Raw genomic sequence first — 19,913 nt, 5'->3', positions numbered from 1 at the left:
GTGTTTTCCGGTGTGTTCATAGGCAGCATGGACACATGCCCACGCTCCTGTGGTTTCGGCGAGACCTGCGCTGCTTCGACCATCCCGCCCTGCTGGAGGCAGCACAAACCGACGGCGAGGTACTGGCCTGCTATGTGCTCGATCCGCGATTGGAGGCATCCTCGGGTCCGCGTCGCCTGGCATATCTCTATCGGGCGTTGCGCGAGCTGTCCGACAACCTCGAGGGAAATCTGCTGGTGACCCGCGGCCGACCCGAGCAGCGGATTCCGGCGCTGGCCCGGGCCATCAGCGCTACCTCGGTGCACATCTCGCAGGACTACGCGCCCTTCGGGCGGCGCCGCGACGACACGGTCCAGGCGGCGCTCGGCGAGACCGCCCTGTGCGCAACGGGATCGGGTTACCTGGTGTCGCCCGGCCGGATAACCAAACCGGACGGCGCGCCGTACCGGGTGTTCACGCCGTTCTTCCGCGCCTGGCGCCGGCATGGCTGGCGTGCTCCTGCGGATACCGGACCCGATTCGGCGCGCTGGATCGACCCCGCCGACACACCCGCAGGCACCTGCGATCGCATCGAAATTCCTTCTGCGACAGAGGCTTCGATGTTCAACGCGGGTGAGCGCGCAGCGAGGTCGCAGTGGCGGGAATTCGTGGATCAAGGACTCACCGACTACCCGGCCCGGCGCGACCGCCCGGATCTCGACACCACCAGTCGGATGTCGGCCCACCTCAAGTTCGGCACCATCCACCCTCGGACGATGGCGGTTGACCTCGGCTCCGGCGATGATTCCTACCTCCGCGAGCTGGCGTTCCGAGATTTCTATGCGGCGGTGCTCTATCACTGGCCCGACAGCGCGTGGCAGAACTGGAACCACGACTTCGACGCGATCGAACTGGATGACGATGAGGCGGCCATGCGGGTATTCGAGGCATGGAAGGACGGCCGGACCGGATTCCCGATCGTCGACGCCGGAATGCGCCAACTGGCCGCCACCGGGTTCATGCACAACCGGGTGCGCATGATCGTGGCTTCGTTCCTGGTCAAGGACCTGCATCTGCCCTGGCAATGGGGTGCGCGCTGGTTTCTCGACCAGCTGATCGACGGCGATCTGGCCAACAACCAACACGGATGGCAGTGGGCAGCCGGCTGCGGCACCGACGCCGCGCCGTACTTCCGCGTTTTCAATCCGGACCTGCAGGGCGCGAAGTTCGACCCAGACGGCGACTACATCCGACGCTGGGTCCCGGAGTTGGCCGGCGTCATCAACGTGCACAAACTGGGGACCGACCGGCCGACGTCGTATCCGGAACCGATCGCCGATCACGCCGAGGAGCGACTGGAGGCGCTGCGGAGGTACCGAAGCCTGGGTTGACCCCCCACGGCCGGCATACGACACAGCGTCGTATGCCAGAATGTCCGCAAGCCAAGCCAGAAGGCAGTTCGATCCGGAGGAGCAAAAGTGGTCAGCACCGAGGTGGAGCGCAGCAACGGCGTCGACGTCGAGGAAGTGCCCTCGGCAGCGTGGGGCTGGTCGGATCTGAACATCAAGGTGATCCACCTCGGCGGCATCCTGTCCGCGCTCTTCCTGCTGGTCATGATGATCGGCAATCACGTGGGCCACGTCGAGGACTGGTTCCTGATCTCCTTCGCGGCGTTCCTCCTGCTTGCGGTGGGCCGCAACATCTGGCTGCGTCGCCGCGGCTGGATTCGCTAGCCGCACATCGCGCATGCCGGCTCTACAACCGAGCCGGCACGTCGATCGAGGTATCCACCGGTCGCATCGGGCGGATCAGCCCCTCCTGGGCGAACGAAGCCAACAGCTCGCCGTCCTCGGTGTGTACCTGACCGCGAACATACGACATCCCCTGTCCGGCTGCGGTGCTCTCGTGGCTGTAGAGCAGCCAGCCATCCCACTCCACGGGTTCGTGGAAGCTGACCGAAGTCGACATCAATGCTGTCGACACCGTCGCGTGCGCCTGCGCTGTGCCGACCCCAGGATGGGGCCGCATCGTGGTCGAGATGCCGAGTTGCCCGGTGAAATACGCCAGCAGTGCCTTGGCCAGATCGTCCCGTTCGGGGACCGGGTCATAGCGCAACCAGGCATAGAGTTCGGGTGGCCCCACCTCGTCGGGACTGTTGACATCGACCACGTCCACCAGGCGCAGCTCGTGGCCGAGCATGGCCTGCCCCGCCGGGTGGGCGTCGTCCGGCGTCTCGACGTCGGGCCGCAGGGCATGGTGGCGGATCACATCGGCCGTGGGCACATCGGCCAACACCGTCACTGTCGCGCACAGCCGCGAATCCTGTTCGACGGCGACCACCGCCGTCGCCGTCGAGCGGCCCGAGTGCATCACAGTGACCGCCAGTTCGACCGTGGAGTCGATCTCGACCGGCCGGGTGAAGACCGCATGGGCTGATCGGATCATCTTGTCCGGGAACCGTTTAGCCGTCGCGACAATGGCCTGGCCCAGCGCTTGCGCCCCCTTGGCCACCCGCCTGCCGTCGGTTCCGGTCGGCCCGGTCACGCCGACGAATCGATCCGGACCGGCGGGCGTCACGTCGAACACCTCGAGCAGGCCGGCGACTGATGCCTGCGCCGGCATCAACACACCGGAACCAGGTCGGCCTCGAATAGGCCCGCCGATCGCCCACACCGGAACAGAGTCTCCCCGCTTCCCACCGACCCCGGGTCTCCCCCGGCCAGGGCCAACGCATGGGCCTTGAACGCCAGGGCGGCCGCGCTCGGCCGGTACTGAATCCGCTGAACCTGCACGCCAAGGCCGACCGGAGCGTGCGGCCCGAAGTAGACCACGTCGCCAACGGGACTCCGCGAGGCGAGGCCGTGGTCACCGGATTCGAGGCGCGACGTGCCGATCGCCGTCATCGCGACCGAGTCCGCCGCCCCTGATCGCCACAGCCCGTTCAGGTCAACGGCTTTCAGCCCGAGGATGCGCAACGCACGCTCATCTCCGGCCTCGCCGGCGGCGACACTGACCCGCCAGCCCGCCATCGCCCGGTCGAACAACCATCCACCGATGCCCGACACAGCTTCGGCGACATCGGCAGCCACCACGTTCAGCTCGTACCGCAGGGCCTTCTCGGGACGCACCCGCGGCCGGGCGAACGGGACCGCGAGCATATTGCCGTCGCCGCGCTCCTCCGACAACTGCGCGGACATTCCTGACTGTGGGGACATAGGGGCATCCAATCCGGGTCCAAAGGGCTGATCGGCCGACACTCTCGACGGGGGTGTTGCGGTGTGGCCCGCCTCATCCAACAGCGTGACATTCTCAAGAGAATCTGTAAAGCTTCTATCTGGACGCAACCATCGGCCGAACGATCGCACCGATGCGTCCCACTGACGCGCCCGGGTCCCAGCCCATCAGCCAAATTGGAGGTGCTGCAATGAGTCTCGTCGCAGGGCGGGGTCCGTTGAGTACACAACCGGCCGGTTGGTTCACGCCCCCGCTGACAGAAGGCACGGTCTACATCGAGCCCCATCCGCGCCGCATCCAGGCCTTCCGCGGCGACACCGTCCTGCTCGACACGGAACACGCCCTGATGGTGCACCGCGCCGGACAACCGCTCAGCTATGCGTTCCGCAGCGATGAGGTCGGCGATCTTCCGCACGAGCCGATAGCCGAAGCACCGGGGTACGTCGCAGTGCCCTGGGATGCCGTCGACGCGTGGTTCGAAGAGGGCCGCAAGCTGGTGCACTACCCACCCAACCCCTACCACCGGATCGACTGCCGGCCGACCCGCCGCGGTCTGCGGGTGACGGCCGCCGACGCCGTCCTCGTCGACACCGACGAGACGGCGATCGTCTTCGAGACAGCCCTGGAGCCGCGCCTCTATGTGGATCCCGCCCGGGTCCGCACCGACCTGCTGCGGCCCAGCACGACCACGTCGTACTGCAACTACAAGGGCACGGCCACCTACTGGTCGGTGGCCGTGGGCGACACCGTCATCGCCGATGTGGCGTGGAGCTACCCCGACACCCCACCGGAATCCCTGCCGATCCAGGGGTTCCTCAGCTTCGACGCGACGCGCGTGGACGTGCTCGCCGAACTCCCTTCGTCCGGGGCGTCGGCCACGTGCGGTTGCGAACTCTGACCTGCAAAACCGAGGAAAGCGAACACCATTGGGCATCGTGACCACCACCTCCGAGACGGCCTTCACCCAATCCGCCGAGGAGGTCTACGACTTCGTCACCAATCCGGCGAACTGGGTGAAGACGTATCCGGGCAGCGCGCACATCGGCGGACTACCGGAGCGGCTACCGCTGCAGGTTGGCGATACCTGGACCGAGGCCGGACCCGACGGCGCACAGATCTACACCTGGCACCTGGCGATCGCCATGCGACCGCGCATGTGGGTGTTCAATTCGGTGGGCCGGCTCGGCCATGACCGTGAAGGAAACGGCGGCATGGAAGGCCGCATCACCGTGCAGTATCAGTTCACCCGCCCGGGCAACGACATCACGCTGTTCAGCCGCACGATGACCATCGAGGCATACAAGGACGCCCCGCTACCGGACGCGCTGTTCCGTGTGGTCAATCCGGCCAACATCGACAGGTATCACGCCGCGGTGGGTCGGGAACTGGCGCTCAGTTCAAGCTAGCGCCGCGCCGCCCTCGAAATCGTCGGACAGCGCCGCCGCCAACTCGAGCGTGCGGCGCCGGAACGCCGGGCGCAGCAGGTCGAAATGGATCTCGGTGCCCGCGGCGATGTGCTTGTCCCACGGCAACACGAACACCCGGCCCGGGGCCACATGCTTCTGGAACTGGTGCACCAGGTCGCCGGTGTTCACATTGGGTTTCCGCGGCCCGACGTGGTTGACCACCACGCAGGAGCGGTTCAGCAGGTCCTGGTAGCCGTTGTGCCGCAGCCAGTCCATGGTCACGGCAGCTTGCCGGGCACCGTCGATCGAGGCACTGGCCACGATGACGGCACCGGAAACCGTCGCCAGGACGCCACGGCCCGCCGAGGCGAACATGTCCGCCGCGCAATCGGCCAGGATCAGGTTGTAGTGCTTGGAGACCGTGGCGGTCGCGGCATTCCAATCGGCATCGTTGAACGCGCGGCTCGCGCCGCTGTACTCATCGCTGGACAGCACCTCAAGCTTGGACTCGTTCATGCTGGTGAAGGCTCGGACATCGTTGTAGCGCGACAGGTCCTTGGCGGCCAGGAGGTCGCTCACCGTCGCCGCGGACTGCCGTCCCACCCGGTCGGCCAGGTTGCCGCCGGCCGGATCGGCGTCGACGGCGAGGATGCGGTCACCGCGCACGGCGCTGAGCACCGATCCGAGCGCGACGGTGACGGCGGTCTTGCCGACGCCGCCCTTGAGGCCGAAGACACCGATCTGGTGGGATTCGCGGGCCGTGCGGCGCACCCTCGCGTACAGATCCAGTTCGTAGAGTTCGTCGCGGGACAGCCCGAGGTTGAGGCGGGTGGTGGCATAGACCGCCCGCCGCCAGCCGCGTCGTGGCTGCATCTTGACCGAGGAGCGGACACCGACGCGGGAGAGGTTGTCGATGGCGCGCGGCTCGCCGGGTGCGGCCGGCGGGATCGGTTGCTCCAGGATCCAGCTGCCGGCCGAGGACGACCCGCTGATCGGACGGCCCGGAACCACGGGCAGCTTGGCGGTGATCTCCGCCTCGCGGGGGGCGGCGAAATTCGAGGTCAGAACGATCGGTGGCGTCGATACCCTGGTGTCGCCGTGCCGGGACCGCCCGCTCGGCAGCGCCGCGACCGGTCCGCCCAGCAGCGCGTCAAGCCCGCCGTACGCCAGCGGGTCCCGGGCATGCTTGGCATCGCCGGAGTACATGAGCCGGTCGTCGTCGGCCGACATGTTTACCTCTCAATCGCTCACTCGCTCCCGACGCGACCAGGTTGACCCTCGGGTGCACCGCCGAGGCCGTCGGCGCACCGGCCGCACCGAATTGTCCGCGCGAGTTTTCACTTGCAACAGACCTGCATTATTGCCCACAACGTCGATCACAACCACTGCCGAGCGCCCGCCGGGGTGCCCCAGCTACCAGCTCAACCGTGCAGCGCACGGCGCAGCGCCGCGCCCTGTAACGCGAACAGTTGTTGGCTGACCTCCCACTCCGGAAGCAGCGAATCGAAGCCGTGGCACGTCCCGGGAAACAGATGCAGTTCCGTGGCAACGCCCGCGGCCAACAGCCGACGCGCATAGTCGAGCGCTTCGTCGCGAAGCGGATCGAGCTCCGAACAGGTGATCAGCGCCGGCGCCACACCGGTCAGTGTGGCGCCGCGGGCCGGCACCGCCGCCTCCGGCACGTCCCGGCCGCCCACATAGTGCCGCCACATCGCGATGGTCGCCGGACCGTCGAAGCCCGGTGTGTCGGCGAACTCCTCCTTCGACCGGGTGGGCCGGTCGTCGAGCACCGGCTGGTGCAGCGACTGGAACACGATCGGTGGCGCGGAACCGGCTGCGGAGTGCTGTGCCAGCAGCGCGGCCAGAGCGCCACCCGCGCTGTTGCCGGCAACCGCGATGCGGCCCGCGTCGATGTCGAGCTCAGCGGCCAGCGTGGCCGCCCAGTTGAGCACCACCATCGCGTCATCGAAGGCGGCCGGATACGGATACTCCGGTGCCAATCGATAATCCATCGAGATCACGGTGCACCGGGCTCGCCGGGCCAACTCCACACACTGGATCTGGTCGGTGTCGAGGTTGCCCAGGACGAAGGCACCCGAATGGCAGTACACCACCGCGGGCGACGGCGAGGGTCCGCCGCGATAGATCCGCACCGGGATGGTGCGACGTCCGAGCGCGACGCCGGCGCCGACGATCTCCACGCCCGGCGTGTCCAGGACCTGCGCAGCGTCACGGCGCCGCTGATCCAGTGAGGAACGCACCACGCCCAACTGGTCCGTGGTCAGATCGGTGCGCGCCTCGGCAAATCCGTGCAACGCGGGGTCGAGGCGCTCCAGCCAGGGCATGGCTCAGCCGTCCGTCCGATCGGCGGCCGCGGAGACCGGGGCCGGGTAGTTGGTGTGCGGTTCGAAAGTGTAGTCGGCGGACCGGAACCGGCGGGTCATCGACCAGAATGCGCGGGCGCTGCGTGGCCATTGGGTGACCACCCGGCCGCTGGGCGCCCGGAAATAGCTGCTGCACCGGGTCAGCCACACCGTGCCCTGCATCCACCGGTCGATGTCGGCGAGAAACGCGGCCATGGCGCTGGGACGCACCGCCACATAGGACTTGCGTTTGCGCCGAAGGTGTTTCAGTGCCCGCACCACGTAGCGGGCCTGCGCCTCCAGGATGAAGATGACGCTGTTGGAGCCGACATTGGTGTTGGGCCCGTACAGCATGAAGAAGTTGGGGAAACCGGGCACCGCCATCCCCAGGTAGGCGAATGCCCCGTCACTCCAGGTGTCGTGCAGCGACACCCCGTTTTCGCCGGTCACCTCGATCTGCCCCAGATAGTCGGCGGCCGCATACCCGGTGGCGCACACCACCACATCGACGTCGATTTCCCGACCGTCCTCGGTGACCAGCGACCGGGCCCGCAACGCACGGGCCGGGCTGGACACCACCTCGACGTTGGGCCGGGTCAGGGTCGCGATGAAATCCGGCGAGAACACCAGGCGCTTGCAGCCCAGCGGATGGTCCGGGGTGAGCCGGGCCCGCAATTCCTCGTCGGCCACGGTTGATTCGAGGAGGTTGAGCGCGAGTGCCTTGAATTCCTGCGTCTTGTCGCTGCCGTTCTCGATGACGGCGATGTTGGACTCGCTGCGCAGCCACAGCCGGGTCCGGTAGATCTTCTTCGCGAACGGCACATGGGCGAACAGCCAGCGCTCCCGGTCGGTGTACGGCCGGTCGGGTTTCGGCAGCACCCAGGTCGCCGAGCGCTGGACCGAGTACACCTTCTCGGCGACCTTCGCCATCTCCGGAACCACCTGGGAGGCAGTCGATCCGGTGCCGAGTACGGCTACCCGCGCCCCGTCGAGGTCGACGCTGTGGTCCCACTCCGCGGTGTGCATGAGGGTGCCGGTGAACGGTTCCTCGGCCACCAGATCTGGTTGCAACGGTTGGGTGAACAGGCCGATCGCCGAGACCACGATGTCGAAGCGGCGCTGCGCCCCGGCCGCGGTGGTCAACACCCAGTTGTTGGCGTCGGAATCCCACCGCGCCGCGATGATCTCGGTGTTCAGCTGCAGGTGCGAGCCCAGGCGGTAGCGCTCGGCGCACCGCTCGAAGTACTCCAGGATCTCCGGCTGCCCGGCCCACAGCCGGCTCCAGCCGGCGTTGAGATCGAAGGAGTAGGAGTACAGGTGTGACTTCACGTCGCAGGCCAGGCCCGGATAGGTGTTGATCCGCCAGGTGCCACCGATCCCGTCTTCGCGGTCGAAGATCGTGAAATCGTCAAAACCCGCCTTTTTCAGGAAGATTCCGAGCGCCAGCCCGCCCGGGCCGGCACCGATGATCCCCACCGAGGGTGAGCTCGACATGCGCACTATCCGATCTGCAGACATTGGCCGCCGTCGACGAGGAGCTCGGAGCCGGTGATGAAGGTCGCCTGGCCGGACAACAGAAATGCCACGGCGTCGGCGATTTCGGTCGGCTTACCCAACCGCCCGAGGGTGGCCCGGTCGACCAGCCGGGCCTGAGTCGACTCGTCGAGCATCGGTGTCTCGACAGGCCCGGGGAACACCGCGTTGACCCGGATACCGTCGCGGCCCAGTTCGGCGGCGGCCAGCTGGGTGAGGCCGCGCAGCGCCCACTTCGACGACCCGTAGGCCGCGTGGTACGGGAACGGCCGGACGGCGCCGGTGCTGCAGGTGTTCACCACGGCAGCGCCTTCGGCCTGCCGGAGGGGCTCGAGGGCTGCCTGCAATCCGAGGAAGGGGCCCAGGCAGTTGACCCGCCAGGATCCTTCGAATCCGGCCGGCGTTTCCTCGGCGATCGAGGCGCGGTGCAGCACACCGGCGTTGTTGACCAGCGCGTTGAGCCCGCCGAACCGCTCGACGGTGGCCCGCACCGCGGCCTGCCATTGCTCGGCCGAGGTCACGTCCAGCTGGACGGCCAGCACCTGGTCACCGAATTCGGCTGTGCTGGCGGCCAGTTCGTCGATCAGCAGATCAGCTGCTGTCACCCGGTAGCCGTCGGCCACCAGCCGGCGCACGATGGCCGCGCCCTGGCCACGCGCGGCGCCGGTCACCAGCGCGACCCGATCGCTGCTCGGCACTGCTCCTGCGTTCAGTTGTAGCCTCCTCGTTCGGCGCCGGTCGCGGCCTGCCCGGATGCGGACGGACCACCGGCGTTTCCTGCTGCTTCGTTGAGGTGCTCGGCGGCACCGCGGCGTAACGCCTGGGATTCCGAGGCCAAGGTGATCATCTGGAAACCGAAGTCGGCCATCGCTTTTCCGAGTTTTCCTGCCCCGGCATGGATTCCGGCGACCAGTCCGGACGCGCGGGCGGCGGTCTGCACGGTGACCATCGCCGCTCGCACCTCGGGGTGCGTCCAGGCGTCGGAGAGTTGGTATCCCATCGAGATGGCCAGGTCCGCCGGGCCGACGTAGATCCCGGTGAGGCCGGGTACCGCGCAGATCTCCTCGGCGGCGGCCAGGCCCCGCGCGGTCTCGATCATCGCGAATACACTCACCCGGGCCTCGAGCTCGACGGTGTCGTGTCCGAGGCTCGCCCGTAGCGGCCCGAAGCTGCGCACCCCGGCGGGGGCGTATCGGGTGGCCGCGACTGCAGCGGCGGCCTGGTCGGCGGATTCCACCATCGCGATGATCACCGCGTCGGCGCCCGCGTCGAGCACCCGGCCGATCGGTGCGGGGTCGGCCGAGGGCAACCGCACCGCCGTGGCGATCGGCACATGCTCGAGCCGTCGCAACAGCAGGGCTACGTCCGCGTCATCGAGATACCCATGCTGGACGTCGAATCCGACATAGTGGTAGCCCGCCGCCGCGAACTCCTCGGGACCGAGGATCGTCGGCCCCACGACCCAGCCACCCCAGACCTGGGCGTTGGCCGCCAGCGCGTCCTGCAATCGACTGGGGTTCATCGGGTGATCGCAATCTTGACGCGCTCGGGCACCGGACGGCAGGCCAGTTCGAACGCCGCCTGCACATCGTCCGAGCCGAAAGTGTGGGTCACGTAGCGGGGCAACAGGTCGGGATGCTCCCGGGCGAAGTCGTCGGCCCGGCGCAGCACACGCTGACGGTCGAGTGTGACACCGGATTTCAGGGTGAGGTTGTTACGCAACATGGTGCGCATGCTGATCGGATAGCTGTCGTCGTCGGGCACCCCGAAGTAGAACACCGTGCCCCCGAACGCGGCGGCATCCAGTGCGTGGTTGAGCGTGGCGACCTGATGCCCGACGGCCTCGATGACGATGTCGGGCTTGCCGTCCGGCCCCAGGTGCCTGACCCAACGGTCACTCGTGGCCCGGATCGCGTCGTCGACCCCGAAGTGGGCGCTCACCGCGCAACGGTCCACGGGGTCCACCCCGGTGACCCGTGCGGCACCGAAAGCCTTTGCCACATAGGAGAACAGCAAGCCGATCGAGCCCTGTCCGATAACGGCGACGTGGCGGCCTTGCAGATCCGGTAGTTGCTCGACGGCGTACAGGACGCATGCCAGCGGCTGCAGGCCGACGGCCAGTTCCGGGGTCAGTGCCGGGTCGTAGGAGACCAGCCCGGCTCCGTCGGCGATCACGCGGCCCATCAGACCGTCGAAACCCGACGCCCAACCCACCACGCGCTCCCCCGGGCGGTGGTCAGGATGGCGGCTGGCCAGTACCTCGCCGACGATCTCGTGGATCGGGAAGCCGTTCATCTCCGCCGCGCAGCATCCGGTGTCCCCCGGCAGCTTGCCTTGGGTGCCACGGAATCCGGGCAGGTCGCTGCCGCAGATCCCGGCGGCCAGGAAGTCGAGCAGCACTTGGCCGTCGGTCAACGATTCCGGCGATGGTTCTGAAATATCTTTCCGCTCAAACACATAGGGAGCGACGAGCCGATACGACCACACGTCACACCTCCACAGGGATGTTGTTCCAGCCCCACTGGAAACTCGACGGCGGTCGGGACGCCGCGGTCTCGTCGATGTGATAGTCGGGCACGCGCTTGAGGAACTCCTGGATCATGATGGTGATCTCCAGCCGGGCCACGTGTACGCCGAGGCAGAAATGCTGCCCGTGGCCGAACGACAACAGCCGTTCGATGGGCCGGTTCCACACGAAGTCGTCCGGATTGTCGTATTCCCGTTCGTCGCGGGCCGCCGAGGCCAGCAGCGTGATGACACGTTGGCCGGGATTGATGGTGGTGCCGTGAACGGTGTAGGGCCGCCGCACCGTTCGGGCGAACCACTGCGCCGGGGCGCTGTGCCGGATGATCTCCTCACGGGCGACCGGCACATTGCCGTCGAGATCGGAACGCACCGCGGCCAACTGGTCGGGGTGCCGCAGCAGCTGCCACAGCCCGGTCGCGGTGATCTTCGGGACCGTTTCGGTTCCGCCGATGAACACGCCGAGCATCTGCACCGCGGCTTCCATGTCCCCGAAGGCCGACCCGTCGGGCAGCCGGAAGTCGATCAGGGCATCGGCGATCGGCACGCTGCCGTCATGACCTGCCGCGCGCCGCCGCTCGATGATCGGGGTGAGGTAGGACAGGTAGCCGGGGCGGGCGTTGCCGACCTCGACCCCCTCCCCGGGTTGCGCGAGGCTGCCCGCGTTGACCGTGGCCAACACCTCCGGTGCGAGATCGGCTGGTAGTCCGACGAACTCGCAGACCATTGCGGCGGCGACGATGCCGCCGTAGTCCTGCGTCAGGTCGAACGTGCCGCGCGGCAGCAACTCGTCCAGACGTTCGTTGGCCAACGTCCGGATCCTCTCGGCCAGCTTGGCCGCCGAGCGTGGCCGGAACTGCGCCGACGTACACCGCCGCACGTTCTCGTAGAGCGGAGAGTCGAAGTTGGCGTGGAAGGGCATGGGATGAAGCGGCGGATCGGGCACCGGGCCGTCGTTGCGGTGCGCCAGCACGTTCGCGGCCGGCAGGGTCCCCTCGGAGGCGACGAAGGTTCCGTCGTTGACTCCGAGCATGTTCCAGATGTCGTCGAACCGGGACAGCGCGTACGTGTCCCATTTGTCGATGTAGTACACCGGGTACTCGTCGCGCAGGATCCGGTAGTACGGGAGCGGGTCGGCCATCACGTCCGGATCGAACGGATCGTAGGTGAAGTCCTGCAGCACAGGCTGATTCATGGCCGCCTCTACTTCAGCGGTGAGGGCGGCAGGGCCGAGAGGATCGAATCCTCCCAGCCGTCACGAAGCGCGGGGGCCACGCTCATCCAGGTGACGATCTCCGCGGGCGGGCTGCCCTTCCACGACGGGTAATGATTCTCGAAGCAGTCCCAGTCGTCGTCGAGTGCCCAGTAGTGGATCACCTCGTTGAACCGGAACGTGGTGATGAACGAGCCCAGCCAGCGCTTGCCGGTGCTTTCCGACCACGGCACATACAACCGCTCGAGTTCCCGGATGTAGTCGTCCTGGCGCCCGGGCTTGGTCTCCATGATCTCCTGAATCACCAGGCCCGCACCGAAGTTCGCCTCCTGGAGCTGCGCGAGCGTCCTGTTGTACTTGCCGGCGTACATGATCCGCCCCTCGCCGCGGGCCCCGAGCTCGGACAGGTAGGCCGCCCACTGGAGTGCGGGCTTCTCATGACTGCCGCCGACCGCCTGCGCCTTGCCGATGCGGGCGTAGTCGGCGAATGCGTCGATCTCCCAGATGATCGTCACCTGCGGCCAGTGCCCGTTGTAGGGCGTGGTTTCCCAGATCGCGAACAATCGGGCGCCGAGGTCCTCCATCATCGGCCGGTAGACCTCACCGAAGGTCTCCGTGAATTGGTCGGTCCTACCCGACCCGAGGTCGATGGTCTCGTGCAAATACAGCAGCGTGTGGCCGTAGAACTTCTTCATCACGACGCTCCGATAGTTGACAGTGGCACCATGCGAGCGTGACACTTGAGGCGTGTTTTGTAAAGGTGCGAGGACATGACGGCGGGAACCGAACAAACCGGGACAACCCAACTGGCGCATGGTTTCTGTTTCGGCGAGGGGCCGCGCTGGTTCGAGGGCCTGCTGTGGTTTTCCGACATGCTCGGCGAGGCGGTACACACGGTCACGCTGTCAGGCTCCATGACCGCCCTGCCCGTCCCCGGACATTCGCCCTCCGGGTTGGGTTTTCGGCCCGACGGCACCCTGCTGATCGTGTCCACCGAGCGCCGCCAGGTGCTGCGTTACGACGGCGACACCGTCGAGCTGCTGGCCGACCTCAGCGACCTGGCCCCCGCGGCCCTCGGTGACATGGTGGTCGACGCGCACGGCCGGGCCTATGTCGGATCCCAGGCCCGCATCGGGGGCGAGCGCAGCGACGGGGAGGGTCGGGGCGGGGTGATCGTGCGCATCGACCCCGATGACCAGGTCACCGTGGTCGCCGAACATCTCGACTTTCCCAACGGCATGGTGATCACCCCGGACGGCACCACCCTGATCGTCGCCGAGTCCACCGCGCGACGACTGAGCGCCTTCACGATCGATGCCGACGGCGGCCTCGTCGACCGGCGGGTGTTCGCCGAGGGGCTCGACGGCCCGCCGGACGGCCTCGCGATCGACGTCGAGGGCGGGGTGTGGGCGGCATTGACCTTGGCGCAGGAGTTCCAGCGCTTCGCCGCCGACGGACAGGGCGAGGCGACGGTCACGCACCGGGTCGACGCCGACGGCCGCACCGCGATCGCGTGCGCCCTGGGCGGCGCCGAGGGACGCACCCTGTTCCTGGTCACCACCACCGACGCCTATCCGGAACGCCTGATCGGCACCAAACTGTCGCGGGTCGATGCGCTCATGGTCGAAACCCCCGCACCGGGCGATCACGACACCCATCATCACCACTGAACGGTAGATATGTCTGATTCTTACTACGAACTGATCGACGAGAACGACGCGGCCGGTGAGAGGTTCCGCGCGACCGACATGGCCCGCGGCACCTGGTCGGCGGCCATCCAGCACGGTGCGCCGGTGTCGGCGTTGCTGGTGCGGGCGCTGGAACGCTGTGAGTACCGCGCCGACACCCGGTTGAGCCGGGTCGCCATCGATCTGATGGGCGGCGTGCCGTCGGAAGGCGACCTGTGGGTGCGCGCACAGCTGGAACGGCCGGGCAAGCAGATCGAACTGGTCAGCGCCGAAATGCTGGCACCCGGACCCGACGGTGCTCCCCGGGTGGTGGCGCGGGCCAGCGGTTGGCGGATGTTGCAACTGGACACCACCGCGCTCACCCACACCGGCGTCGAGCCGCTACCGCCGCTGGAGCAGGCCCGCGGCCGCGACATGGCCAAGAACTGGGAGACCAACTACGTGCACAGCGTGGATTGGCGCTGGCTGACCGTGCCGCAGGCGCCCGGCCCGGGTGGGTCCTGGCTCAAGCCGACGGTCGACGTGGTCAAGGGCGAGCCGATGACACCGTTGCAGCGGTTGTTCGCGGTGGCCGATGACGCCAACGGCATCGGCTCCAAGATCGACATCCGCAAGTGGACATTCCTCAACACCGACCTGGTCGTGCACATCCACCGGGTGCCCGACGGGGAGTGGATCGGCATCCGCGCCGACACCAGCTACGGCCCCGACGGCATCGGTGCCACAGTGGGGACGCTGTTCGACCAGACCGGCGCGGTGGGCGCGATCCAGCAGTCGGTGCTGGTCCGCCCACGCCCCTCCCGCTAGACCGGCGAGGTAGGAGTTCCCTTCCCACACAAGCAGACACGAAGCCACCCGCCCGAGCTCAGGTCACGACGGGCTCCCTCCCCGGACGGGGAGTGTGAGCGTGCACGGCGCCGCTGTCGAGCAGTGGAGTCGATGGGTGGACTTCGCCGTCGACGTCGGATGCCACACGTCTGCGTCGGTGCCCGGGTGCACCGGGTACAGCGGAAAACAGGAGGACATGACCGCGAGTCGCAGTCGGTGACCGACCCGCACCCGATAGGCGGTGTCCCCCATGTCGACGGTGACCCGCTGGGTGCCCGACCCGGTGTGGGCGACGGCGGCCCCTTCCAGAATCACGCGAGCCCGGCCCGAGGGATAGACATCCAACAGTCGGGTGATGACATGGGTACTCGGACCGGAGGCCTCTACATGCAACTCGGCGGCGACATGACCGACGATGTCGAAGGGTGCGCCCTGCAGTGCCGTGGTGAACGTGGCTACATCCGGGCGGAGGTGAAGTTCCTGCTCGTCAGGCAGATTCGCGCACTGTCCCCAGTCCGAGCCGATCAGGTACGGCACGGGCGCGTCCGGATCGTGTGTCCAGCTGGCGGTAGAGCTGTCCGTGGGCGCCGCCGGTGACAGTTGCCCGCCGTCACTGCTCGACAGCGCCAGCTCGGCGCGGCTCAGCATCAGGCTCACCGCGGTGGTGTCGCCCGATTCCCAACGGTCGGCCACGCACCAGTCGGCGTTGGCCACCTCGTAGCGCACCCGCGGCGCTTGCCAGCGGCCCAGGCGTTCGCGCAGGTAGTGATCGAAGAATGCCAGCGGTTCGGCCATCATGACGTCGAGGTAGTTGCGCAGCGCCTCATCGTCCACCTCGTGGTCGAAGTGCGGTTCGTGGTCCTCGTGCAGATGGAAGTCCTCGTGGTCGGAGGCGCGCATACGCAGGAACTGGTGCTCGGCTGCGGGCGCGCCGGCGACACGTCGCCAGTCGGCGAGTTGATCGCGCTGAAGGTTGTCCCACCAACCGCCCATGTGCAGTGCCGGGATCTGCAGTCCTGACGCCGGGCTGCCCCCTCCGAAGGCGCGGGTGATCAAGGAGCCGTCGGCGTTTCCGGCGACCAACGACGCCAGCGTGTCCGCAATCTGCGACGCGGCCTCGGGCAACCCGTACCGAGTGCCGTCGGTGCGGGCGATCAGCGGTCGTTCCAGCATGCCGCTCATGGAGAACGTGTGCACGATCCACTCGTAGAGCGGAATGCGCGGGACCACGTCAGGGGAAAACATCGTGAAGAACTCGGATCCCGTGACGCGTGGAACGATCGCCCGCAGTGCCGGATGACCCGAAGCAACCGCCGCCCACTGGGTGAAACCGTAGTAGGAGTCCCCCATCATGCCGACGATGCCGTTGCTCCAGGGCTGCTCGACGATCCAGTCCAGGGTCGCGTGGCCGTCACCGGACTCGTTGACGAAGGGGTCGCGCTCACCTTCGGAACGAAACTTTCCGCGGACGTCCTGCAGGACAGCGGCGAATCCGTGTGCCGTCAACCGAGCGGCGATCTGCGGCAGGAAGGTGTAGCGGCCGGACTTGTCGTACGGCAGGCGTACCAGCACGGTGGGGCGTGGCACGGTCGTCGGTTCGGGTAGGTAGACATCGGTGGCCAGTCGGACGCCGTCGGGCATGGCCACCATCACCGGATCCGCCCGTGGATCGAGTGGCGCTGGTTGCGATGCGACTTCGGCATTGAGTGTTGTTGTCACTACTTTGCTCCGATCATGGCGGCCCATGGCATGTCGATGTAGGCGAACGAAGCCGGGGCGCCGCTGATGTTGTTTTTCAGGAACAGGCTCTCGTTGGGAGAGACCAGCGCGATGGCGAGTTGTTGTGGGACGAACAGCGCTTGCGCCTCGGTGAACAGTTCTGCCGACTTCTGCGGGTCGTCGGTTTGACGTGCTTGCTCCAGCAGGTCATGAACCTTCGGATCGGAGTAGCCCGTCCAGTTGAACAGCCCGCCCTCGACAGCGAACTCCGGCGCATAGGCAAGCGGATTGGCGAACTCGGAGTATCCCTTGGCATACAGGAGATCGACTGCAGCACGGGCAGATTCGTCGTAGAACATCTCGGAGTTCTCGGTGGGCTGTACCTGTTGAATCTTCATGTCCAGGCCGATCTCCTTGGCTGCCGCCTGCACGAACGTCAGCGTGCGCAGACCGGCCTCGTCACCCGAGCCGACGGCGGCGGTGAACGCCCGGTCGGTCAGTCTGGCGCTGTCGACGAGTTTCTTGGCCTCCTCGATGTTGGCCTCGGTGGTGTCGGGCAGCTTGTCGTAGGCCTGTTGGTAGACCGAGCGCGCCGGTCCCGAGCCCCACATGAACGGCGGGATGAACGACTTCAGCGGTTCTGCTGCGCCGCCATAGACCGATTGCGCGAGAGCCTTCTTGTCGATGGCCAGGTCCAACGCGGTCCGCACGGCGACATTGCTCATCGGCCCGGCCTTCTCGGTGGGGATGAGTTCGATCATTTGGGTGCTGGGACCGTCGTACACGACGCCGGTGGTGGAGTTGGCCAGCGCGCTTCGGGTCGAGACGGGCAACTCGTAGGCGCCGTCGAATTCTCCGGCTTGGAGTGCAGTGGTGAGGGTGCTCGGCTCGGAGACGATCCGGAAGTCGACCGTCGCCGCCTTCGCGGCGTGCTCGCGATCCCAGTATGTCTCGTTCCGCTTCAGCGTGATCGACTCACCGGGCTTCCAGGACTGCATCGTGAACGGGCCGGTACACATGACCCCGCCGGTCGGTGTGCCATAGCGGTTTCCGGCTTGTTCGACGAACTTTCGCTGAGATACCGCTCCGCCCAGACTGGCCATGGCCGATTCGAACAACACGTCGGGCCGGCTGAGTCGGACGGTCACCTGATTCGGGCCGGTCACATCGATAGAGGACACCGATTGGTAGTAGGACGACCAGAAGGACCCCACCTCGGGATCCGCATTGCGTTTGAGGCTGTAGACAACGTCATCCGGGGTCAGGGGATCACCGTTGCTGAACGTCACACCGGGATGCAGGTCGAAGACATAGGTCGTCGGGTCAGGTTTGGTGATCTTCTCGGCGAGGTTCGGCCGCAGGTTGAAGTCGGCGTCGAAGGCCGCCAAGCTTTCGCAGACGTTCGTCGCGACTGCCGCCGGAGAGTAGTCGCCAACCTTGGCAGGGTCGACCGAGGCCGGCTCGCCTTCGGGCAACGCCCACCGCAGGGTGTCGATCGCACCGCCGGCCGCGGGTGTCGCGGTCTGCAGTTTCGGTGGTGACGCGTTGTCACGCTGACCACCACTGCCTGCACAGCCCGCAAGCAGCACACTACTCACGGCGAGGACGGCCACTGCGGACCGCCGCGTGGGCGAACAGATCGTCTTCATGTTCCAGGCCTTTCCTTGGGACCGATGACCGAATGGTCACGACGAGTGGGTTTCCATCCCCGCCGCGGCACGGCCGTCAGCAGTGCCTGCGTGTAGGGATTCTGGGGTGCCGTCAGCACGTCTTGGATCGGGCCGGACTCCACGATTCGACCCGAGCGCATGACGACGACGTCGTCACACATGAATTCGGCGACAGCGAGATCATGCGTGATGAACAGCAACGCGACACCGGTCGCTGCACGCACGTCCTGCAGCACCTGCAGTATCTGCGCCTGAATCGACACGTCCAGTGCCGCAACCGGTTCGTCGAGCACGAGCACACGAGGTCCGGGGGCCAGCGCGCGAGCAATCGCCACCCGCTGTCGCTGCCCACCCGATAGCGTGCGCGGATGATCGGCGTAGCGCTGGTCATCCAGGCCCACCAGCGACAGCAGTTCTCGCGCTCGGGAAGCGGATGCGGAGCGACTCAGGTCGGTATGCAGGTGGATGACTTCCTCCAACGCATCCCCGATCCGCTGGCGCGGATCCAGCGAAGAGTAAGGATCCTGGAACACCATCTGCACCTTGCGGGCCAGCGCGCGACGCCGGGCATGGGACATGTCGTCGTCGACCGCTGTGCCGCAGACCATCACCGATCCCGACGTCGGCGTCTCCAGTCCCACGACGATGCGGGCACACGTCGATTTTCCAGAACCGCTCTCTCCGACGACGGCCAGGGATCGGCCCTCGTCGATGCTGAAACTAACGTCGTCCACGGCCACGAAGTCCTCGGACTTGCGGCCATTGCGGACCGTGAACGTCTTTCGCAGCGCGCTGATCGCCAAGACCGGCTCAGACATGCAACACCTCTGTCGGGTGTGCGATTCGGCGATCCTGCCACAACTCGCAGGCCACCGATCCAGTTGCGCTAGGGCGTAATTCAGGATCTTCGGTCAGGCAGACGTCCATCGCCGCCGCACATCGGGGCGCGAACGCGCAGCCCTGCCCAACCTCCGCTCCCGAGATGGGGCGCCCCGCGATGGGATGCAGCTCACCCGCACGGCCCAGCTCGGGTCGCGACCGCAACAGGCCAGCGGTGTAGGGATGAGCCGGGGTGTCGACCAGAGCTTCGGCCGGCGCCTGTTCGACGATGGCGCCGGCGTACATGACCGCGATTCGATCGGACACCGCAGAGGCGAGATCCAGGTCGTGGGTGATGAAAAGCATTGCCATCCCTCGTTGATGACGTTGTTCGTCGATGATGGCCATGACATCCGCCTGGGTCGTGACGTCGAGTGCGGTGGTGGGTTCGTCGGCCAGCAACAGTCGTGGCTGCCGGAGTAGCACCGATGCGATCATCACCCGCTGCAACAGTCCGCCCGACAGTTCGTGCGGCCGTCGTTGCGCGCGCTGCTCGGGATCACTGATGCCCACCTCCCGCAGCATTTCCATCGCGCGTTTGTACGCCGCATGCCGGTTGGCGAATCGATTACCCAAGCCCTCCAACAAGAAATCACCCACGGTGCGCACGGGATTGATGTGCGCCTCGGGGTCCTGGAAGATCATCCCGACGTCGGTCGCGCGCCAGCGGCGCAATGCCTTGCCGCTCAACTGCATCACATCGAGTCCGTCGAAGTCGATCACACCTTGGACATCAGATCCTCGGGGAAGCAGTCGCAGTATCGCCCGGGTGGTGAGCGACTTCCCCGAACCCGATTCGCCGACCAACGCCACTGCCTCGCCGACACCGACCTGAAGCGAGACCTCCCGCAGCAGTGGTCGATCGAGCGTAGGCACCT

At 66.9% G+C, this 19,913-nt stretch carries 20 protein-coding genes; 6 read left to right on the top strand and 14 right to left on the bottom strand.

Features of this window, described 5'->3' with window-relative positions; genetic code table 11:
- Positions 1–35 precede the first annotated feature (35 nt).
- A complete protein-coding gene (locus ACWEFV_RS01585) occupies positions 36–1,370 on the top strand; it encodes a cryptochrome/photolyase family protein (RefSeq protein ID WP_450068839.1) in 1,335 nt (444 codons plus the stop codon).
- Positions 1,371–1,457: 87 nt separating this feature from the next.
- Positions 1,458–1,712: a DUF2631 domain-containing protein gene (locus ACWEFV_RS01580; protein WP_135453695.1), complete on the top strand. Its 255-nt coding sequence runs from the start codon at positions 1,458–1,460 to the stop codon at positions 1,710–1,712.
- Between the two features lie 22 nt (positions 1,713–1,734).
- Here the strand turns inward: ACWEFV_RS01580 and ACWEFV_RS01575 are convergent, their stop codons facing one another.
- Positions 1,735–2,601, bottom strand: coding sequence for an acyl-CoA thioesterase (locus ACWEFV_RS01575; protein ID WP_450068838.1), 867 nt, complete (start codon positions 2,599–2,601; stop codon positions 1,735–1,737).
- Positions 2,601–3,194, bottom strand: a complete 594-nt coding sequence (locus ACWEFV_RS01570) for a hypothetical protein (RefSeq protein ID WP_450068837.1) — start codon at positions 3,192–3,194, stop codon at positions 2,601–2,603. Before ACWEFV_RS01570 ends, ACWEFV_RS01575 begins: the two co-directional genes overlap by 1 nt.
- A gap of 209 nt (positions 3,195–3,403) precedes the next feature.
- Here ACWEFV_RS01570 and ACWEFV_RS01565 point away from each other — a divergent pair, with 209 nt between their 5' ends.
- Positions 3,404–4,111, top strand: coding sequence for a DUF427 domain-containing protein (locus tag ACWEFV_RS01565; protein ID WP_450068836.1), 708 nt, complete (start codon positions 3,404–3,406; stop codon positions 4,109–4,111).
- 28 nt (positions 4,112–4,139) lie between these two features.
- A complete protein-coding gene (locus ACWEFV_RS01560; protein ID WP_450068835.1) occupies positions 4,140–4,619 on the top strand; it encodes an SRPBCC family protein in 480 nt (159 codons plus the stop codon).
- Here the strand turns inward: ACWEFV_RS01560 and ACWEFV_RS01555 are convergent.
- From ACWEFV_RS01555 to ACWEFV_RS01520, 8 genes are all read right to left on the bottom strand, one after another.
- Positions 4,611–5,849, bottom strand: coding sequence for a MinD/ParA family ATP-binding protein (locus ACWEFV_RS01555; RefSeq protein ID WP_450068834.1), 1,239 nt, complete (start codon positions 5,847–5,849; stop codon positions 4,611–4,613). The genes ACWEFV_RS01560 and ACWEFV_RS01555 overlap by 9 nt on opposite strands.
- A 191-nt stretch (positions 5,850–6,040) precedes the next feature.
- Positions 6,041–6,964 (bottom strand): alpha/beta hydrolase, encoded by a 924-nt coding sequence (locus tag ACWEFV_RS01550; protein ID WP_450068833.1) that lies wholly within the window; start codon positions 6,962–6,964, stop codon positions 6,041–6,043.
- Positions 6,965–6,967: 3 nt separating this feature from the next.
- Positions 6,968–8,500, bottom strand: a complete 1,533-nt coding sequence (locus ACWEFV_RS01545) for a flavin-containing monooxygenase (RefSeq protein WP_450068832.1) — start codon at positions 8,498–8,500, stop codon at positions 6,968–6,970.
- Positions 8,482–9,213, bottom strand: coding sequence for an SDR family NAD(P)-dependent oxidoreductase (locus ACWEFV_RS01540; RefSeq protein ID WP_450068831.1), 732 nt, complete (start codon positions 9,211–9,213; stop codon positions 8,482–8,484). The genes ACWEFV_RS01545 and ACWEFV_RS01540 overlap by 19 nt, the downstream gene beginning before the upstream one ends.
- A gap of 11 nt (positions 9,214–9,224) precedes the next feature.
- On the bottom strand, positions 9,225–10,037 hold the full coding sequence (locus tag ACWEFV_RS01535; RefSeq protein WP_450068830.1) for an HpcH/HpaI aldolase family protein: 813 nt from the start codon (positions 10,035–10,037) through the stop codon (positions 9,225–9,227).
- A complete protein-coding gene (locus ACWEFV_RS01530; RefSeq protein WP_450068829.1) occupies positions 10,034–11,002 on the bottom strand; it encodes a zinc-binding dehydrogenase in 969 nt (322 codons plus the stop codon). The genes ACWEFV_RS01535 and ACWEFV_RS01530 overlap by 4 nt, the downstream gene beginning before the upstream one ends.
- A 1-nt stretch (position 11,003) precedes the next feature.
- Positions 11,004–12,233 (bottom strand): cytochrome P450, encoded by a 1,230-nt coding sequence (locus ACWEFV_RS01525; RefSeq protein ID WP_450068828.1) that lies wholly within the window; start codon positions 12,231–12,233, stop codon positions 11,004–11,006.
- An 8-nt stretch (positions 12,234–12,241) separates the two neighbouring features.
- Positions 12,242–12,946 (bottom strand): hypothetical protein, encoded by a 705-nt coding sequence (locus ACWEFV_RS01520; protein ID WP_044517584.1) that lies wholly within the window; start codon positions 12,944–12,946, stop codon positions 12,242–12,244.
- Between the two features lie 75 nt (positions 12,947–13,021).
- Here ACWEFV_RS01520 and ACWEFV_RS01515 point away from each other — a divergent pair, with 75 nt between their 5' ends.
- The gene (locus ACWEFV_RS01515; protein WP_450068827.1) at positions 13,022–13,921 is read left to right on the top strand and encodes an SMP-30/gluconolactonase/LRE family protein; all 900 of its coding nucleotides are present in this window, start codon (positions 13,022–13,024) and stop codon (positions 13,919–13,921) included.
- Positions 13,922–13,930: 9 nt separating this feature from the next.
- Positions 13,931–14,746 (top strand): thioesterase family protein, encoded by an 816-nt coding sequence (locus tag ACWEFV_RS01510; RefSeq protein WP_450068826.1) that lies wholly within the window; start codon positions 13,931–13,933, stop codon positions 14,744–14,746.
- Between the two features lie 63 nt (positions 14,747–14,809).
- Here ACWEFV_RS01510 and ACWEFV_RS01505 read toward each other — a convergent pair whose 3' ends face one another.
- From ACWEFV_RS01505 to ACWEFV_RS01490, 4 genes are read right to left on the bottom strand one after another with little or no spacing between them, the layout of a single operon-like run.
- Positions 14,810–16,486 (bottom strand): CocE/NonD family hydrolase, encoded by a 1,677-nt coding sequence (locus ACWEFV_RS01505; RefSeq protein ID WP_450068825.1) that lies wholly within the window; start codon positions 16,484–16,486, stop codon positions 14,810–14,812.
- A complete protein-coding gene (locus ACWEFV_RS01500; RefSeq protein ID WP_450068824.1) occupies positions 16,486–18,135 on the bottom strand; it encodes an ABC transporter substrate-binding protein in 1,650 nt (549 codons plus the stop codon). Before ACWEFV_RS01500 ends, ACWEFV_RS01505 begins: the two co-directional genes overlap by 1 nt.
- The gene (locus ACWEFV_RS01495) at positions 18,132–18,974 is read right to left on the bottom strand and encodes an ABC transporter ATP-binding protein (protein ID WP_450068823.1); all 843 of its coding nucleotides are present in this window, start codon (positions 18,972–18,974) and stop codon (positions 18,132–18,134) included. The genes ACWEFV_RS01500 and ACWEFV_RS01495 overlap by 4 nt, the downstream gene beginning before the upstream one ends.
- The gene (locus tag ACWEFV_RS01490; RefSeq protein ID WP_450068822.1) at positions 18,967–19,911 is read right to left on the bottom strand and encodes an ABC transporter ATP-binding protein; all 945 of its coding nucleotides are present in this window, start codon (positions 19,909–19,911) and stop codon (positions 18,967–18,969) included. The genes ACWEFV_RS01495 and ACWEFV_RS01490 overlap by 8 nt, the downstream gene beginning before the upstream one ends.
- Positions 19,912–19,913 lie beyond the last annotated feature (2 nt).

The sequence above is a fragment of the Mycobacterium sp. NPDC004974 genome, from assembly GCF_053600815.1.
The sequence above is the reverse complement of the archived record's forward strand: the minus strand, read 5'-3'. Positions and strand labels throughout refer to the sequence as shown.

Excerpts from the sequence above, each read along its gene's own strand:
- ACWEFV_RS01585 (WP_450068839.1), top strand. The coding sequence starts at position 36 with ATGCCCACGCTCCTGTGGTTTCGGCGAGACCTGCGCTGCTTCGACCAT.
- ACWEFV_RS01575 (WP_450068838.1), bottom strand. The coding sequence starts at position 2,601 with ATGCCGGCGCAGGCATCAGTCGCCGGCCTGCTCGAGGTGTTCGACGTG.
- ACWEFV_RS01565 (WP_450068836.1), top strand. The coding sequence starts at position 3,404 with ATGAGTCTCGTCGCAGGGCGGGGTCCGTTGAGTACACAACCGGCCGGT.
- ACWEFV_RS01555 (WP_450068834.1), bottom strand. The coding sequence starts at position 5,849 with ATGTCGGCCGACGACGACCGGCTCATGTACTCCGGCGATGCCAAGCAT.
- ACWEFV_RS01515 (WP_450068827.1), top strand. The coding sequence starts at position 13,022 with ATGACGGCGGGAACCGAACAAACCGGGACAACCCAACTGGCGCATGGT.
- ACWEFV_RS01570 (WP_450068837.1), bottom strand. The coding sequence starts at position 3,194 with ATGTCCCCACAGTCAGGAATGTCCGCGCAGTTGTCGGAGGAGCGCGGC.
- ACWEFV_RS01535 (WP_450068830.1), bottom strand. The coding sequence starts at position 10,037 with ATGAACCCCAGTCGATTGCAGGACGCGCTGGCGGCCAACGCCCAGGTC.
- ACWEFV_RS01520 (WP_044517584.1), bottom strand. The coding sequence starts at position 12,946 with ATGAAGAAGTTCTACGGCCACACGCTGCTGTATTTGCACGAGACCATC.
- ACWEFV_RS01550 (WP_450068833.1), bottom strand. The coding sequence starts at position 6,964 with ATGCCCTGGCTGGAGCGCCTCGACCCCGCGTTGCACGGATTTGCCGAG.
- ACWEFV_RS01500 (WP_450068824.1), bottom strand. The coding sequence starts at position 18,135 with ATGAAGACGATCTGTTCGCCCACGCGGCGGTCCGCAGTGGCCGTCCTC.
- ACWEFV_RS01510 (WP_450068826.1), top strand. The coding sequence starts at position 13,931 with ATGTCTGATTCTTACTACGAACTGATCGACGAGAACGACGCGGCCGGT.
- ACWEFV_RS01525 (WP_450068828.1), bottom strand. The coding sequence starts at position 12,233 with ATGAATCAGCCTGTGCTGCAGGACTTCACCTACGATCCGTTCGATCCG.
- ACWEFV_RS01545 (WP_450068832.1), bottom strand. The coding sequence starts at position 8,500 with ATGTCTGCAGATCGGATAGTGCGCATGTCGAGCTCACCCTCGGTGGGG.
- ACWEFV_RS01495 (WP_450068823.1), bottom strand. The coding sequence starts at position 18,974 with ATGTCTGAGCCGGTCTTGGCGATCAGCGCGCTGCGAAAGACGTTCACG.